13 protein-coding genes are annotated in these 17,723 nt (G+C 39.3%); 4 read left to right on the top strand and 9 right to left on the bottom strand.

Translation table 11 applies throughout. From position 1 onward, the window contains the following. The 9 genes from G6Q06_RS06575 to accB form a co-directional block, all read right to left on the bottom strand. Entirely contained in the window at nucleotides 1–1,344 is a 1,344-nt protein-coding gene (locus G6Q06_RS06575) for a hypothetical protein (protein ID WP_163566105.1), read from the bottom strand. Beyond that, on the bottom strand, nucleotides 1,341–3,701 hold the full coding sequence (locus G6Q06_RS06570) for a hypothetical protein (protein WP_163566104.1): 2,361 nt from the start codon (nucleotides 3,699–3,701) through the stop codon (nucleotides 1,341–1,343). The genes G6Q06_RS06575 and G6Q06_RS06570 overlap by 4 nt, the downstream gene beginning before the upstream one ends. Next, nucleotides 3,698–4,531, bottom strand: a complete 834-nt coding sequence (locus G6Q06_RS06565; protein WP_163533412.1) for a DEAD/DEAH box helicase — start codon at nucleotides 4,529–4,531, stop codon at nucleotides 3,698–3,700. Before G6Q06_RS06565 ends, G6Q06_RS06570 begins: the two co-directional genes overlap by 4 nt. Nucleotides 4,532–4,538: 7 nt before the next feature. Then, on the bottom strand, nucleotides 4,539–4,877 hold the full coding sequence (locus G6Q06_RS06560; RefSeq protein ID WP_275896961.1) for an AAA domain-containing protein: 339 nt from the start codon (nucleotides 4,875–4,877) through the stop codon (nucleotides 4,539–4,541). 14 nt (nucleotides 4,878–4,891) lie between these two features. Beyond that, the gene (locus G6Q06_RS06555; protein ID WP_163566103.1) at nucleotides 4,892–6,757 is read right to left on the bottom strand and encodes an AAA domain-containing protein; all 1,866 of its coding nucleotides are present in this window, start codon (nucleotides 6,755–6,757) and stop codon (nucleotides 4,892–4,894) included. A 77-nt stretch (nucleotides 6,758–6,834) separates the two neighbouring features. Further along, the gene (locus tag G6Q06_RS06550) at nucleotides 6,835–7,584 is read right to left on the bottom strand and encodes a hypothetical protein (RefSeq protein WP_163566102.1); all 750 of its coding nucleotides are present in this window, start codon (nucleotides 7,582–7,584) and stop codon (nucleotides 6,835–6,837) included. Nucleotides 7,585–7,757: 173 nt separating this feature from the next. Further along, nucleotides 7,758–8,909 carry a pyridoxal phosphate-dependent aminotransferase gene (locus G6Q06_RS06545; RefSeq protein ID WP_163533408.1) on the bottom strand — a complete coding sequence of 384 codons (1,152 nt, stop codon included), beginning with the start codon at nucleotides 8,907–8,909 and terminating at the stop codon, nucleotides 7,758–7,760. Between the two features lie 3 nt (nucleotides 8,910–8,912). Continuing rightward, nucleotides 8,913–10,256, bottom strand: coding sequence for an acetyl-CoA carboxylase biotin carboxylase subunit (locus G6Q06_RS06540; RefSeq protein ID WP_163533407.1), 1,344 nt, complete (start codon nucleotides 10,254–10,256; stop codon nucleotides 8,913–8,915). A 1-nt stretch (nucleotide 10,257) separates the two neighbouring features. Continuing rightward, nucleotides 10,258–10,728 carry an acetyl-CoA carboxylase biotin carboxyl carrier protein gene (accB, locus tag G6Q06_RS06535; protein WP_163535362.1) on the bottom strand — a complete coding sequence of 157 codons (471 nt, stop codon included), beginning with the start codon at nucleotides 10,726–10,728 and terminating at the stop codon, nucleotides 10,258–10,260. Nucleotides 10,729–10,853: 125 nt separating this feature from the next. Here accB and aspA point away from each other — a divergent pair, with 125 nt between their 5' ends. The 4 genes from aspA to polA are packed head-to-tail and all read left to right on the top strand — an operon-like array spanning nucleotide 10,854 to nucleotide 16,720. Beyond that, on the top strand, nucleotides 10,854–12,266 hold the full coding sequence (gene aspA, locus G6Q06_RS06530; RefSeq protein WP_163533405.1) for an aspartate ammonia-lyase: 1,413 nt from the start codon (nucleotides 10,854–10,856) through the stop codon (nucleotides 12,264–12,266). Next, nucleotides 12,241–13,524 (top strand): transposase, encoded by a 1,284-nt coding sequence (locus G6Q06_RS06525; protein WP_240328688.1) that lies wholly within the window; start codon nucleotides 12,241–12,243, stop codon nucleotides 13,522–13,524. Before aspA ends, G6Q06_RS06525 begins: the two co-directional genes overlap by 26 nt. 8 nt (nucleotides 13,525–13,532) lie before the next feature. Then, nucleotides 13,533–14,153, top strand: a complete 621-nt coding sequence (gene thyX, locus G6Q06_RS06520) for an FAD-dependent thymidylate synthase (RefSeq protein WP_163533404.1) — start codon at nucleotides 13,533–13,535, stop codon at nucleotides 14,151–14,153. Continuing rightward, complete coding sequence (polA, locus tag G6Q06_RS06515; RefSeq protein WP_163566101.1) at nucleotides 14,150–16,720, top strand: DNA polymerase I; 2,571 nt, start codon at nucleotides 14,150–14,152, stop codon at nucleotides 16,718–16,720. The genes thyX and polA overlap by 4 nt, the downstream gene beginning before the upstream one ends. Nucleotides 16,721–17,723: the final 1,003 nt, after the last annotated feature.

Below are 17,723 nucleotides of genomic sequence, written 5' to 3'. Positions count from 1 at the left end.
CTAACCCCTAGTTTGGTTTTGAGTTGGGTTTAAGGGGCGTGCTTCTTTGTCTAAATCATCAGGATTTTCCCAAATAACCCTTTCCTCAGACAAATCCACACCATATACTTGACTAAGCTGAGGCAATACCTTATCCATATCTGCTTTGCATGTTTTGCCTTCATAGTGATCAAAACGATAATTGAGCACGCCATCTAAAGAAATCTTAAAATTAGCTTGGTTACCATTAGGGCGGTTTGCGCGTACGATTACAATGTCTTTTTCTTTATCTAAACTAGGTTCTTGCACCACAAACCCCGCCTGTTTTAAAGAGGCATAAACTGCTTTTACCATTTCTTTACGCACAGCCTCATCCTCTGCACGCTTAGCTTGAGCTTGTTCTATAGCTTGTACCTCTTTTTGCAGATCTGCTAGATTCAGAAGTTTTGCATGCTCGGGTAGTTGTGGGTAGCGTTTTAATAAATCTTGTTTGTATGTTTGTTCTAATTCTTGCTGTTCTTTAGCCTGTTGCTCTTGTATGCTAGCAACAAACTTAGCCTCTAGGGCTAAAACTTGGGATTTAAGATCTTGTAGCGTGTAATCTTGTAGATTTTCAAAAATATTTGCATGCAAGTCAGAGAGTTCCTCTAAGGCTAGATTGCGAGCAGATTTATTTTGCCAAGATTGTAACGCCTCCTGCCATGCCACACCCAAAGCCTGCAAATGTGCCAGCCTTTGCCCCTCTTTTTCTATTTCCTCTTGGCGTTTTTTTTCAACTTGGCGCTTTTTGCATAGTTGAGGTAGTTTATTAACCTGATTAGTTAATTGTACGCTTAATCGTTCAGCTAAAAGAGGATCATTTTTAGACATATCCTCAATCTGGCTCATTTGTTTTTGGATATATTCAAATTCTGCTGTGGCATATTTTTCTAAACCCTGACTTTTAAGAGAATCAAGTGTGTCTTTAAAATTCTTTAAATGAGTAGAAATAACCTCTTTTGCCTCTTTCTCACGGCGTTTCCTTTCAAACTCTTCAACTTGGCGCCTTCTACATAGTTGAGGTAATTCATTGACCTGATAGGCTAATTGCTTGCTTAACTGTTCAGCCCCAAAAAGATCGTATCCAGACTCAGCCTCAATCTGGCTCATTTGTTTTTGGATATATTCAAATTCTGCTGTGGCATATTTTTCTAAGTCTTGATTTTTAAGAAGATTAAGGGTGTTTTGAAAACTCCTTAAGTTAGTAGAAATAGCCTCCCTTGCCCTCCTTTCATTTTCTCTTCTTTGTTGCTCTCTTAGTTGCTCTCTTATTTCCCTTTCTATTTCTATCCGTAATCGGTATTCAGCTTCAGTTTCGTGGCTCATTCTTTTCCTTTCTTTTTGTTTTTATGTTTGTTACTCTTGTGTGTGGAGTTTTCAATCGCCTCCACTTTTAAACCAAAACGGTGTGCATCAGAGGTTAAACTTTTATTATTGCTATAAATCACAACATCATTTAGGCAATAATGATACGCGCAGGCTAGTATTTGATCTAGCTTGCTATAGTCTTTATTACCAAACATGTGTTGTAATAGGAATGATCTAGGAGAGACTTCTTGTAAAGAGAGTACACCTTGTGGCAATTCTAATTCTTGCATGCTAGCTTTTAGTAATACCCTCCCCTGTATCCTATCTTTAATTTCTTTGACTCGCACCTGTTTTAAAAGATCGAGATCCAACAGAGCGTATTTTTCCTGGGTAGGCTCTTTAAAATTTTGATCAATCTTGTTTTTATAATCTTGTAATTGCTGGAGTAAGTCTTGGAAATTTGGATGGAAACAGCTTTGTAAAAGTTCTTTAAACTCCTTAATACCTCGCTCTATCTTTTGGAGTGTCTCTAAAGAGACTTTACTCTCTTTTAAAAGGCGTTGGAGTGCGCAGTAGTTTTTAATACCCGGAACCTGTATATTTGCAAATACTTGGCTAGGGTCTTCTTGCATCGATCGTTTAATGAGTTTTTCTACAAAATGCTTAGAAAGTTTTGCTAAAGGAATATCCCCACCAACTAATTTTCTAGTAATCTTTAAGTCTTCAGAGTTATCAAGTAAGGGCAAATATTCTAGCCATGCCTTTGTCCCCATATCTTGTTTCCAAGTTTGCTTGATTTTTTCGCATAACTCCACACACTCTTGCAAATTAATTTCAGGCCTAGTGCTAAAAAGCGCCTCTACCCATTCCTCTTTTTCAATAAAATGTGCCGCAAATACATAGACATCAAGATTATAAACACATAACAGACCCTGCCAAAAGTTCTGCCAATCCCATGCTCTAGCCATGATGATATAACGAGGGGTGTAATAGCGGCTATTGTTGTAGTAATAGGGCATGTTTGCATATAAAATCTGCTCGGTTTTTTCTCTATCTTTGATTGCATACACACAAAGACTACCCTCAGAATCTTTAGAGTTAGTGGCTGGGAGTTTTAGATGTTGGCCTTGTAAAGAAGGAGTTTGTATAGAGGCATCATAATGGATTGTGGGGATATTTTTTGGTACTGGATATGGAGATTCTTCCCAGGGAAGAGCTGAATTAGCATGGTGTAGAGATTCTCCCCAGATAAGAGCTAATTTGGCATATGATGGGACTTGGAGGGCTATTTGGCCTGTTCTTACCTCTGACCATTTTAAATCCAGATTCTTAGCATTTTCATCTCTAGGAGGTAAGAAAGGACGCACAAGTTCTTGATACACCACCTCCTTATCTAACCGTTCTACCCACTTATCAAAATCTTTAGAATCTGTGTGGATAGAAAGATTATTATTATCATCTATCTCTAATTCTAGTGTTAAAGGGCAAAATCGCTGAGATGTTGCCTCATAGTGTTTATAATCTGTAATCTCTGTGTTATTAGGATCATACCACTCAAGGCTATTGGAGTTTCTATTTAAAAACTCTAATAAATGCTCAAAATCTAAATCAAATCTACACACATCCTCAAGCACCACAGAGTGGTACCCAACTTCCTTTAGTTTTACAACACGATCTTCAATCTTTTCTTCTTCAATCTCCTTCCATGCATCCTCTTTTCGTGAACACATCTTATTTTCACTAGCGTAGTCTATAAAGAATTCTAACTTCTCATCCTTTCCCCTACTTAGTGCTTTCTTTTCCTTAAAAAACTTCTGTCCTGCCTTAATCTTTTCTTCTTCAATCTCCTTCCATGCATCCTCTTTTCGTGAACACATCTTATTTTCACTAGCGTAGTCTATAAAGAATTCTAACTTCTCATCCTTTCCCCTACTTAGTGCTTTCTTTTCCTTAAAAAACTTCTGTCCTGCCTTAATCTTTTCTTCTTCAATCTCCTTCCATGCATCCTCTTTTCGTGAACACATCTTATTTTCACTAGCGTAGTCTATAAAGAATTCTAACTTCTCATCCTTTCCCCTACTTAGTGCTTTCTTTTCCTTAAAAAACTTCTGTCCTGCCTTACTTAAACGCATAGCACCCGAATGTTCTTCTATAAACCCAAGACTTTTTAAATGCTCAAGCGCTTTTTTAAAGAGTTTTATTTCTACCTTAAGAACCTCTGCTAACTCCTCTGGCGTGCATGGAATTTGCTCAGACACCAACTCTAAGATCAGATTTTCAAAGGCGGTAACTGGCCGTTCTGTTGTATAGCTTAAATTCAAATTATAAACACCAATGGGATAGGCAATTTTTTCTTTAAGAATAGTGCTACTCATTTAGAATCCTTTAAGGCAATCTCTAGAGATTTTTGGTATTCCTCCATAGAGCATGTGCTAGATTCTGGGAATCCAAATTCTAAATCTTGTATGGTTTCTCTATAGACTTTAACTTTTTCTCTACTAGAGAGATACACTTCTTGTTCTTTAAAAACTTCCATGCTGCCAAATACCATGAGTAGATTTTGCGCCCTAGACCACGCCACATTGACAAATTCATATCTAGCAGTGTTGGCATGTTGACTCTTTTTAGTCCTAGTAGCCACCATACTCACTAAGATCATGGGTTTTTCCTTCCCTTGATAGCGAATCACTGTATTCACATCTACATTTAAAGCCTTAAAATTTTCAAAGCTCCCCATTTCCTTTCTGATTTCTTCTTTAATGCGCCTAACCTGTGCTTGGTAAAAACTCACCACCCCAACTTGTACTTTTTCTTCTCTTTGTCCTAGTTGTAAATCCATAGTTTTAAGGGTTTTGGCAATCAAACTAGCTTCTTGTTGGTTGTAATTATCCTTTGTTTGGATTTCTGTAGTGGTGTCTATCCACAGACAATGAGTTTCTGGTGTTAGAAACTTCCCTAATTGCAAACCATGGGATCTATCTTTATCAGGATTAGCACAAATTAAAGGCTCTTTATAAAAACGATTCACCATTCTCATAATTCTTGGATGCATGCGGTACTGCTCTGTTAACTGTTCCTTGATCATCTCAGGCGCTTGTTCAAATAATTCTTTTAATAAAGTAGCGCTCACCATTTTTCTAAATCTAAAAGATTGATCTTGATTGAGCATGCTCTCCTCGCCCATTTCTTGTAATTCTTTAATCAATTCCTCTTCATAAGTGTATATCCTCTCCAAAGGTAGGCGGGAGCTGGCGGTAATCTCCAATCAAAATTGCTTTTCTAGCCCGCATTAAAGGCATTAATAATTCTAAAGGGGTGGATTTAGACACCTCATCAATGATCACCACATCAAAATAGCCCCAATGTTTATCAAGTTGTTTGCTGCCACTATTAGATGTGATAGCCACGACATTACAACGAGGTTTAAAAGTGTCTTCTATTTCCTTATAATCACTTGCAACAGAACTTTCACCTACTACCTGCACCCATTTTTCAAAAATTCTTTGGTGTTTTCCAAACTTTTCTCTATGTTCTCTTAGTTTATCTTTAATCTCTTGCTGGACTTTTATAGCTTGTTTTGTGCCTCATCTAAATTAAGCTCAGAGTTTTCAAGATTTAAGAGTTCTTGGAGTTTTTGTAAGCATTCTGTGGCTTGTTTTTCCTTTTGTTCTCTAAATTTTTGCTGGACTTGTTGTTGCTCTTGTAAAACTTGGATTTCTTGTTGGAGTGAGTCATTGTATAGCGGTTCTGCTGGAATGTGCCTAGTCTGTATTTCCCGCACCACAGCTTTTATACAGTCTTGAATCTTAGAATTACTCTCTGAAAGATGTTTTAGCCTTTGTTGTAGCAAATTTGCCAAGTTTCTAGCTTGTAAGATACTTTCAATAGGCGCACACACATTTTCATGGTCTTTAAATATTGCGTAACATTCGTGGTTTAAAGCAGTGTGTTTATTTTTAAGTTCTGCTCTTTGATTGCGCAATTCCCTCCACCTTTGATTTAAATCTTCCCCGGCCTCCATTGCCTGCTCTATTTGTTTAAGTTCTTGTTCGATCTGATCTATCTGGACTTTAGCCTGTGTATCTTGTAAATTTTCTGCTTGCAACTGCGACAAAAACAACATATCTTGTTGAATCTGATCTTGGAATTTTAGAAGTTGTTGGTGGTTCTGATATAGAAATTTTAATACATAGATTTTATTTTCATGACTAGAGCGATCAAAGTCAAAAGAATCAAAAGGCCGCTTCAAAGCACACCTTTCATGTAAAACCAATAAATGCTTTACAAGATTTTCTACACTAGAAGGCAATCTTTCCATATCCATAACATCTAAGCGTCTCACATACAAAAACTCTTGCAAAGACTGCCATGCTTTTATTAATTCTAGCTCTTTTCTGTAGGCCTCTAGGGCCACTTCATAGGCCTGTAACTCTTGATCTCTTATGGCTTTTTTCTCTGATATTTCTGTATTAAGGGTGTTAAGCTTAGTAGCTGTAGATTCTAAATGCTCTTGGATATAACCCACGCCTTTTAGCCACTCCTCTAAAATATCTACCTGCTTTTGCATTTCTTGAGGGGAGTTTAGAATTTCTTGGGCATAGTCTTTTGAAGCACTATAATAGCGCCTAAGGGAATCTTCTTCAGCATAGGGGCTATCCTTGATTCGTTTCTTGTCTTTATTTAAACGAATCACCTTAAGGCTTAGATGATTAGGAAGGCGCTCTAGCGCATTATCAATTGCCTCATGGGATTGGCTAGATAAAAGCACACTCTGGCCTCTTTGTACAAATTGCAAAATAGCTTCTGCAATCACTGTGGTTTTCCCTGTGCCCGGGGGCCCCTGAACTAGTGCAATATCTCTAGCACCTAGCATCTTTTGTACCGCTAATCTTTGCTTTTCATTCAAATCTGTATTAAACCAAGTGTCTATAGACTTTAAAGTTCGAGGCTGGCGTGCGCGGCTAATATCAAATAAGAAATCTGCTAAATAGGGGTTAGCACAATTTTTATTGCTTACAATGTCTTGATATGCCCTCTTTTGTCGCTTTATTTGGGCTAATTCGCCTAACACCGACATTCCCCAAAACCCAACCCCAGGTACTTCTGATTTTTGTTCTTCTTCTAGCTTTATTTGGATTTCAAGAAATTTATAATCAGCAACTTCAACTTGCCGTGCTTGCTGTGATAGAACAGCATCTTCAACTTGCTGCTTCTTGTGTTTTTTCTGCGATAGAAAAGATAGATAGCCCCGCAACCACTTAGCATATTTTTTAACTAGGTTTTGGTTTCTAACCTCGTGATAACCTAAAAATCTATAGCTTTCTGGCTTTTTATCTTTGTTATTTTTATCTTTGTTATTTTTATCTTTGTTATTTTTAAAATCGGGGTTAGGCTTAAAATCTACAGGGTGTAAAGACGCGTCCCGTGGCACAATCTCACAGTCTGCCCCTCTAAAACTAAGATACGATCGGATATACTCTAATTGCTTTCTGTATGAATCAGCTTTAATTACCAGTACGCATTTTTGGCTCTGTTTCTCTGTTTCTCTGTTTCTCTGTTTCTCTGTTTCTCTGTTTCTCTGTTTCTCTGTTTCTCGTAAAAATCCTCGTTAAATACTAAAAATTTCTGCCTTGTGTGAAACTCAATGTATTCTTCCTCAAACTTTAAATAGTCCATCCATTCCGCTAATCTCTCAGATGTTTCTATCCCAAATTTTGGTAGTTGTTGTATCCATGCTGAATTAACAAGATTATTAACAGCACGCTGACCCCTCCCACTCTCAATTTTAATACATGCCACCTCTAATTCTTGTTCATACGCATTAGCATCACTAGATGTCAGACTCACTTCATTAGAATAAAAAATAGGAGAGGACGCACCATAGGGCAAAAACCCCCGTACTAACAAAGACATTCCCTTAGGTAGAACCTTAGAAAAAGTGGGGTGATTAGGGATACGCACCCCCAGAGTGATATTTTTCTCCTTATCCTCAATGTCTTGAGCCAGCTTATCCTCTAGGGACAAATTAGAGAAAAAACACTGGAGCGCAATATTTGCGCGATTTAAGAAAAACGCCTGTAAAAAATACTCCACAACCTCTTGGCTATTCTCTTGGCTAAGAATTGGTGCAATTACATTATGATTTTTATAGGGGCTTAAAGTATCCTGCAAGGTTTTTTCAAACCGCTTCATTCGTTCCGTTGCATCTTTACCTATTGTATCAATTTGGTAATAAAAGTTCTTTATTTCCGATGCCACAAACACACCTTATCAGAAACACAATCATTGTAGTATATTCAAAGCATGTTTTGTTAAACAAAAATAGACAATTAAAAGTCTTAAGGGTTATATTAGTTTTACTTTAGACCACAATGCCCTAGTAAGCTAGCAGTCTAAACATGCGCTCAATGTAAATTAAACAGTTCAAAGAGTTATCTCTTTTGCATAAACACCTTAAGCCTTTCTAATCCCTGTTTAATCTGTTCTAAAGAGCAAGCATAAGACATACGCACAAACCCTTCCATGCCAAAGGCACTACCCGGTACAAATGCTACCCCCTGTTCCTCTAACAGTTGTTGGCAAAATTGCGTTGAATCCCCCGGAATTTTAATCCACAGATAAAAAGCCCCCTGTGGTTTGATCATAGTTAAACCCGGGATTTGGCGTAGAGTTTCAAAAGCCACATCGCGCCTTTCTTTAAAAGCTAGGCGCATGGTTTCTATATCTACCTGTGCACACCCATGCAGAGCAGCTAGAGCAGCCCTTTGGGTAATGGAGTTAATGTTAGAAGTGCTATGGCTTTGCAGGGCTACCATATGTTTAAGTAAAGTTTTATCTTTTGTGCCTAAATACCCCACACGCCAACCTGTCATGCTAAAGGCTTTGCTTAATCCATTGATACTAATGGTGCGATCAAGCATGTTAGGCAAAGCCCCAAAAGAATAAAACGCCCCCTCATAAACGAGTTTTTCATAAATTTCATCGCTTAGTACCCAAACATTAGTTTTTTCTAAGACGCTAGCCAAAGCCTGCAATTCCTCTTTGCTATAAATCATACCCGTAGGATTAGATGGGCTAGAGAGAATGAGCATTTTAGTTTTAGGTGTGAGGGCGGTTTTGAGTTGCTCAGGGGTGATCTTAAAATTACTTTCTAAGCTAGTGGGTAAAAATACACTTTTGCCCCCGCTATAATTCACAATTTCAGGATAACTCACCCAGTAAGGCGCAGGGATGATCACCTCATCACCGGGGTTTAAAAGGGCTTGAATCGCATTAAACAAACATTGTTTAGCTCCATTGCTTACCATCACCTCATCGGGTGCATAATCTAGGCTATTTTCTTGTTTAAATTTATCTGAAATTGCTTTGAGCAACTCTGGAATGCCCTTTACAGCAGTGTATTTACTAAAACCCTGTTCAATAGCCTTAATCGCGGCCTCTTTGATAGAGCTAGGCGTATCAAAGTCAGGCTCTCCAGCGCTAAAACTCAAAACATCTTTACCCTGTGCCTTGAGTTCTTGGGCGAGGGTGCTAATGGCAATGGTCTTAGAGGGGGCAAGGTTTTCTACTTTAGAGGCATACATTGGCTACTCCTTTTGGCTTTCTAAATATTTGGTATGGATTTGGTTGCGTCTAAAATCAGGATTTTCTAACATAGCAAGGTGAAAATCGCGCGTGGTTTTAATCCCCTCTACAAGAAATTCTTTAAGCGCGCGCTTCATTTTAATAATGGCTTGATCTCTACTAGGTGCATGCACGATAAGCTTACCAATCATAGAATCATAAAAAGGCGGTACGACATAGCCGGCATAGGCATGGGTATCAAAACGCACCCCCATGCCTCCGGGAGAAATCCATGCATTGATTTTACCCGCACTAGGTGTAAAGGTCTTAGGATCTTCAGCTGTAATGCGGCACTCAATAGCATGCCCAGTACACTTAATGCTTTCTTGAGAGGGGAGTTTTTCGCCCTGTGCAATCTTTATCATCCACTCTACTAAATCTAAACCACTCACCATTTCACTTACCGTATGTTCCACCTGCAAACGGGTATTCATCTCCATAAAATAAAAATCTACCCCATTGGCATCTAATAAAAACTCAAAAGTCCCCGCTCCCACATAGCCAATATGCTTAGCTGCTTTAATGGCAGTGGCGAGTAATTTTTCTCTCACCCCCTCTTTAAGCGCCAAAGCAGGGGTTTCCTCAATGAGTTTTTGTTGCCGCCGTTGGGTTGAACAATCCCGCTCACCAACATGAATCACATTGCCATGTTTGTCGGCTAAAATTTGTACCTCAATGTGTTTAGGATTTTGGATAAATTTTTCAATATACACACTCCCATCTCCAAAGGCACTTAAAGCCTCTGTTTCAGCGGCTAGATAAAGATTTTTAAGTAAGGCTGGATCACTCACCACACGCATTCCCCTACCCCCGCCCCCATTGGCTGCCTTGATAATGATAGGAAAGCCAATACGCTGCGCCACCTCTAAGGCCTGATCATAACTTTTTAAAATGCCCTCAGAGCCCTCAACCACCGGCACCCCCACCTCTTGCATGCAAGTTTTAGCTTTAGATTTATCCCCCATTAAGGCCATTACCTGCGCACTTGGGCCGATAAACTCCAAGCCATGGTGTGAACAAATTTCTACAAAATTTTGGTTTTCACTTAAAAACCCATAGCCCGGAAAAATCGCGTCTGCTTCAAAGAGTTCAGCAGCGCTAATAATGGCTGGGATATTTAAATAACTTTGTGCTGATTTTGGCCCCCCGATACAAACCTTAGCATCGGCAACATTAAGATAATGGGCGTCTTTATCTGCACTAGAATAAATCGCGATGGATTGTTTGCCCATTTGTGCGATGGTCTGGATAGCTCTTAGCGCGATTTCTCCTCTGTTTGCTATGAGGATGCGTTCTATATTTTTCATCTTAAAGTTTTTCAATTTTAACAAGCTGGGTGCCATATTCTACGGCTGTCGCATCTTCTACCTCAATAGAGAGGATTTTACAATCACATTCTGCTTCAATTTCATTCATGATCTTCATTGCCTCCACAATACCAATAATTTGCCCTTTTTTAATGCTATCGCCTACTTGTACATAAGGACTAGCCGTAGGGGAGGGGCGGTGATAAAAAGTACCTACCATAGGTGAGAGAATGTAATCTTCTTTGGTATTTTCTTTAGCACTACTGCTCACACTTGCTGCCCCTGCTACACTATTTAAAGAACAGGCGCTAGCGGTGGGGGTTTGGATGGGTAAATGATCAGAAACAACCGCCCCTTTTTTAGTAGAAACTTTATTTAACACGAGTTCTACATTCTCCATTTTGAGTTTAAAATAGCTGATATTACTTTGATCAAAAGCAACCATTAGACCTTGTATGTCGGTTGGATTCATAGCGATCCTTAGAAATTAGAGTTTGGAATTTGGATTATGATAACATGTTTAATTGTTCCTTTGTGCCAATATTAATTTTAAATTAGTAGAATGCCACACTATCTTATCCACAAGGAGATCTTAAAATGGCAACTAGAAAAGAGCATGATTTTATCGGCGAGATGGAAATTGAAGACGATCTGTACTATGGAATCCAGACGATGCGCGCGGTGGAGAATTTTAACATCACCCATGATAGGCTGTTTAACTACCCTGTTTTTATCCGTTCTTATGCTCAAGTAAAAAAAGCTGCGGCTTTGGCTAACGCTGAACTCGGACTTGTAGATATTAAAATTTCTGATGCCATTTGTAAGGCCTGTGATCGCATCATTCAAGGAGAGCACCACGATCAATTTGTAGTGGATATGATTCAAGGCGGAGCGGGCACAAGTACAAATATGAATGTGAATGAAGTGGTTACTAATTTGGCTTTAGAGATTTTAGGGCATAAAAAGGGCGAATACCAATACTGCCACCCAAATGATCATGTTAATCGCTCCCAATCTACAAACGACACCTACCCCTCAGCCCTTAAAATTGCAATCTATGAACGGCTTGATAAGCTCGTTCAAACTCTTAAAGTCCTCAAAGATGCCTTTGATAAAAAAAGCAAAGAATTTGCCCATATTTTGAAAATGGGGCGCACACAACTTCAAGATGCCGTGCCCATGACTTTGGGTCAAGAATTTGAAACCTTTGTTTCTATGGTAGAAAAGGATATACAGCACCTTTTAGATGCGCGCAATTGGACACGGGTACTTAATCTTGGAGGAACGGCTATTGGCACAGGCATTAACTCCCACCCAGACTATAAACGCATCGTAGAGAAAAAAATCCAAGAAGTTACAGGTAGACCCTTTACTATTGCCCACGATTTGATTGAAGCTAGCCAAAGTACGGGGGCTTATGTACAAGTGAGCGGGGCGCTTAAACGGGTTTCTGTCAAACTCTCTAAAATTTGTAACGATCTTAGGCTTTTAAGTTCAGGTCCTCGTGCTGGGCTTAATGAAATTAATTTACCTAGAATGCAACCTGGTAGCTCTATTATGCCCGGTAAAGTTAACCCCGTTATCCCAGAAGTGGTGAATCAAGTTTGCTTTTCAGTCATTGGCAATGATCTTTCTATTACAATGGCAGCTGAAGGCGGACAACTCCAACTAAATGTCTTTGAACCTATCATCGCCTATAAACTCTTCCATTCGTTTTTAATGCTCGATCGCGCGATTCACACTTTGGTAGATAAATGTATTTTAGGCATTAGCGCTAATGAAAAAGTCTGCCATGATTATGTGTTTAATAGCATTGGTATTGTTACCGCCCTTAATCCCCATATTGGGTATGAAAAGTCTGCCTCCATTGCTAAAGAAGCCCTTGAAACCGGCAAAGCTGTACATGAAATTGTCTTAGAGCGCAAACTTTTAACACAAGAACAACTTGATGAGATCTTCCAACCAGCTAACATGGTAAGCCCCCATGTCTTTAAAAAGCATAAGGATTAATTATTTTAGGGGAATTATAGCTCTAGCTATTCTTAGCTCTTTTGGCTCTGCTAAAGTGCGCCCCCGCCTGCTTTCTCCTCTGCCACCTGCTAGGCAGGTTGTGGTGGCTTTAAAGCCATGTAGTGAAGATTGTCTAAAAGAACTTTATGCTAAGGGACAGGTTTTTTCTTTTCTAGCGCGCTATTCTACAGAGATTAAAGATCACCAATTACAGGATAATTATGCCATTATCAACGACTGGCTCAATCCCAAACTAGCCACTAGCCAACCCCAACAAGAAAACGCACAAAATCAAGAGCAATCTTATAAAGTTGCTCTTTTAGTGCCTAAAAAAGTCATCGGGAGTTATTCTGATCTTTCTACGAATGCCATTTTGGCTTATTTAGCCCTTAAAAACCATGATTTTACCTTTAAGGTTTTTGATAGCCAACAAGAAGATCCAGATAATCTCAAACAAACTTATCAAAGCATCGTGCAAGAGGGCTTTCCTTTCGTGATCGCTCTTTTAACCCAAGAAGGGGTACAAAACCTAGTGGCTAAAACGCCTCTAACTTTACCTACAATCATTCCCACCGTCAACAAACACCAATTAGAAAAGCGCATGGATTTACCCTCCATGCTTATCTTTGGCGGGATTAATTTCCCCTCTCAAGTAGATATGCTTTTAGAATTAAGCCAGCACAAACCCCTAGTGGTTTATGACGATGATAGCTTTAGGGGGGCGATGCTTAGTAAGAGTTTAAAAGATTTAGGGGCTAATGTTTTGTATGAAGATACAATCACTTTTAAAAAAGCCAGCACCTTTGGGCGTGAATTAGTACACCAGCGTAAATATTTCAAAGATGCCGTTGTGTTTTTTAATACCTCCATTGTCAAAACAGGGCTTTTACTCTCCCAAATTGGCATGTTAGCTAGTAGAGATCGGCCTTTAATGTATCTCTCCTCTCAGATTAATTTTAATCTCTCCATGTTCATGCTCACCCAGCCCAAAGATCGCAAACATCTTTATATTACAAGTGCTATTAGTAAAACAAGCCCTTATTTGAGCCAAACAGCTACCCTTTTGAATGCTGATTTAGAATATGACTGGGTGAGTTATGCTAGTGTTGATTCTTTAGAACACATGTTGTTGCGTTTAAATCCTAATTTAGAGCGTTATTTTAAAGAACCTATGGAGAATCAACAAATTATTTATACAAATACAATCTATACGCCTAAATACTTGGGTTTTAGCCCTTTAATCCCTCCAACTCATTAAGAAGGTCCATGCAAGTACACTTAAAACACGCCACTCCGCTAAGTTGTTGTTATGAAGCTATCCGTACCTGTTATCAAAGTTTTGCCTACAGCGATGGGGGTGGGCGCAAGGATTTAGAGCTTATCGATCGCGTAGCTAATAAATACCGCCACAATTCCACCCTTGAACATCTCTTTTATAATTTTGATATACAAGGCATTAGCCGCGCCTGTTTACAAGAACTTGCCCGCCACCGCATGGCTAGTTTCTCGGTTAAATCTAGCCGCTACACTCTTAAAGAACTCAAAGACGAGGCTAGTTTTTTACCTCCAGAGCAAAATTTAAAACGGGCCCAAAAATTCCTAGTTTTTACAGGGGTAGAGGCGGTGGATTTAGCTAGTATCCATGCTTTAGAAAATTTGCGCCTCTTACTTACTCAGCATATTAAAAACGATCATGCTAAATTTGCCATGCCAGAGAGTTATAAAACCAGCCTAGCCTTTAGTATCAATGCAAGGAGTTTACAAAATTTCTTGAGTTTACGCACCGATTCTAAAGCCCTTTGGGAAATCCGCAAACTTGCTTTTAAACTCTATGAAGCCCTGCCTGAAGATCACCGCTATCTCTTCACCCATTGCCTAAATACATGAAAACCCTGCACTTAGTAGATACCTTTGGGTTGCTCTTTAAGTTTTACTATCCCTTGGCTGATTTGCAAACCTCAAAAGGTATCAACACAGCGTGGTTAAGCGCCTTTGCTAAAATCATCCACCAACTTTATAGCTTTAAGGCAGATAGACTCATCTTTGCTTTAGAAAGTAAGAGTAATCATAGAAAAAGCCTTGATCCTGCTTATAAGGCTAATCGCATCGCCCCGCCTCATCTGCATGCCCAACTGCCTATTATCTTAGAGTGGATAGAACAAATGGGTTTGTGTGCGCTGAGTGTGGAGGGGTATGAAAGCGATGATGTGATTGCTAGCCTTTGTTATGCCTTTAAAGATCATTTTGTGCGGATTATAAGTTTTGATAAGGATTTTTACCAACTAGTAGATTCTCAAGTGGTGCTTTGTGATTTAAGTAGCCGTAAGGAAAGCGGCGTTACAGAATGCATGCAAAAATATGGCATTGAACCCTACCAGTTTAGAGATTATCAGGGTTTGGTGGGCGATAGTAGCGATGGGTATAAGGGCGTAGAGGGCATAGGCCCTAAAAATGCTAGTAAACTTTTAGCCAAGTATGCTAACCTTGAAGCCCTCTATGCCAATTTAGATAGCCTTAAACTTTCGCCTAAACTAATAGAGGCACTCAGAAGAGATTACAACCAAGCCTTTTTAAGCCGTGAGTTGGCCACTCTTAAAACCTCGCTTTTTATGAATCAAGATTTAAGCACAAAGGGGCTTTTTCCTGAAAACCATCCGCTTTTAAAGATAGAAGCAGAGTTAAAGCGCTATGAAATGTTTGGCTTACTCAAACAAATAACCCCCAAAGTCAAACCTTTAACCCCACAAAAAATAGATCTCTGCCCCCCACAAGAAGCCTTAGAAAAAATTAGCAGCGCTCAGGGGAGTGTGATTCAGATTTTAGAGCTTAAAGAGGGGCTGGGGTTAGCTGTACTCTTATTCAATGCCTTAGATCAAGAGGGGGAATTTTTTTGCATTGTTTTAAACCAAGAGAGTAAAGAATGTCTGCACCTATTAAGCCAGCATAAACTCATCGCCTATAATCTTAAAGAGGTCTGGAGCTTGCTTAAAAGTTATGATATTCCCTTTCCAAGTTGCTATGAAGATATTGGGATTTTAGCTTGGCTAGAAAATTGCTATTTAGAACCTTCTTTGCACGCCTTAGGGCAGTATTTAGGAGAGCAGGGTTATGATTTAGCCGGTTTAGAGGAGTCAGAGGCGCTTTTTAAAGCCTCTATCAATGCGCGTTTAATCTTAAAAGCCTACAAATACTATAAAAAAAATTTAAGTCAAGAATTGTATCAAGTTGCTTACAAGCTTGAATACCCACTTTTAGAATTGCTCTATACAATGCAGGGGCATGGATTTTTGCTAGATATTGCCTATTTTAAGGCTTTGCAACAAGAATTTAAAGAGAATTTAGAAAATTTAAAACAAAGCATGCAAAACATGCTTTCTATGCCAATTAATGTCAATTCCTCTAGGCAGTGGGCACAAGTGCTTTATGAACATTTAGGGCTTGAAAGCAAGGGGATTAAAAAAGGCAAAATAGGGCTTTCTACCAACGAGGCAAGTTTAAAAGCTTTGCAGGCAATTTATGCGCAATCAGAAGTGCGGGGGGTTTGTGTAGGTGTATTACTCACTAAACTTTTACACTACCGCGAAATATTCAAACTCCAATCCACCTATGTAGAACCCCTTTTAAAACGCCATATTCAGGGAAAAATCCACACCATTTTTTACCAAAATAAAACCGCCTCCTCAAGACTGAGTTCTGCTAACCCTAATTTGCAAAATATCCCTATGCGCCATGATTTAGGCAGAAAAATAGCCCGGGGTTTTATTGCCTCTGCTGGCTGTGTTTTAATTGGGGTAGATTATTCCCAGATTGAATTAAGGCTTTTAGCACATTTTAGTGAGGATCAAGCCCTCTTAAAAGCCTTTGAGCAAAAAGAAGATATCCATCTTAACACCGCTACCGCGCTTTTTGGCAATCAGGCTCAGGCTAAGCGCCCTATTGCAAAGGCAATTAATTTTGGCTTAATTTATGGCATGGGGGCTAGAAAATTAGCCCAAACCCTGCAAATTAGCCAAGAGGAGGCTAGGGCTTACATGGAGTGTTATTTTAATAAGTTCCCCACGATTAAAAATTTTTTAGAGGAGCTGAAAGCGCGTATTTTACAAGAAGGGCAGGTTACTACGCTTTTAGGGCATGTGCGCCGTTTCTCTTTTAAGCAAGCTAGCCCTAAACTACATGCTGATTATCTACGCGAGGGAGTTAATACCCTTTTTCAGGGAAGTGCTAGCGATTTAGTTAAATTAGCCATGTTAGCAATTTATCAAAAATATGAAAGTCGCACAGATATTAAAATGCTAGTACAGGTGCATGACGAGCTGATTTTAGAGGTAAGGGAGATGGAGGCTAGAGAGTTGCAACAAGAAATTAAAACCCTTATGGAGAATATCTACCCCTTACGCGTACCATTAGAATGCCATGCTAGCATAGCTAGTAACTGGGCAGATTTAAAGGTTTAGGTGGTAATGGAATTACAACTCCCAGAGAACTTTGGTTTGCTAGCAATAAAAGGGCTAGTACAGGGCCTACAAAAAGTTTGCCAAGAGTCTAAAATTCAGATTGTAGGTGGAATACTATTGTTTCTAAAAGTTTGAATTTAGCAGTAATACTTTTAGCTAGCAGTGCAAACCTTTCTTGTGGCAAAAAAGGCAGATGGTGGAGTTAACTAGATATACCAAAGGGCTAATAAACAGAGCTCCTGCCAAATTAGCCTAGCGGACATGACGACTCTATTAGCTGATCTCACAAAAAACCAGTTAGTAACCAGCATGGTGGAAACAGTAATACAACAAAAATTGCATGCCCTTAGTCTATACACTTTATAGAATTTTATAAGATTTTATGCGATTTTGTAGGTTTGTAAGAGCGGTTTAGGTGTGGCGATCTCTACTACATTCTATAACACCGCCCGCTTTAGCACTCTTGCCCACTTAAACTCTTATATAGAGCTCTATGTGTTGCTAGTGCGCCACTCTAGGGACTTTTGGGTGTGGTGGGCTCTGTTATCTTTGTAATACCGCCTATTTAGCGCACTTGTTACCGCCGCTAGCGTTATTTTCTTGAGATTTTTCTAGCACGCCACACGCTTACTACTTTTTAACTTTAGCCTATCATACTCAAGTTATCTAAGCTTAAGACTATAATACTTAAACCCCTATTTAAGCCCCATTTAAGTAGCCCTTTTCCTTTCTTGGCCTTAACTTTGACTTGCGCGGGAGCGGTGGTTTTAGTAGTAGCTTTGCGTACAAGAGCTCTTGATCATCTTATGAAAGTGCCTATTTTAGGGGCTTTCTAGTAGTGTTTTTCACCGCTAGAGCTCTTGCATACCTTTAAAACCGCGTTGTTATGGGCATTTGTTGGGCGGTGTGGAGCTCTACTAATTGCTAACACCGCCTTTTTGTGTGTGCCACTTGTAGATTTTATCCATAGCTATGGGTTTTTAACTTTAGCCTATCATACTCA

The organism is Helicobacter suis (assembly GCF_902196135.1).
Taxonomy (GTDB): Bacteria; Campylobacterota; Campylobacteria; order Campylobacterales; family Helicobacteraceae; genus Helicobacter; species Helicobacter suis_A.
Note: the sequence above shows the minus strand (reverse complement) of the source record. Positions and strands in the feature narration are given on the sequence as shown.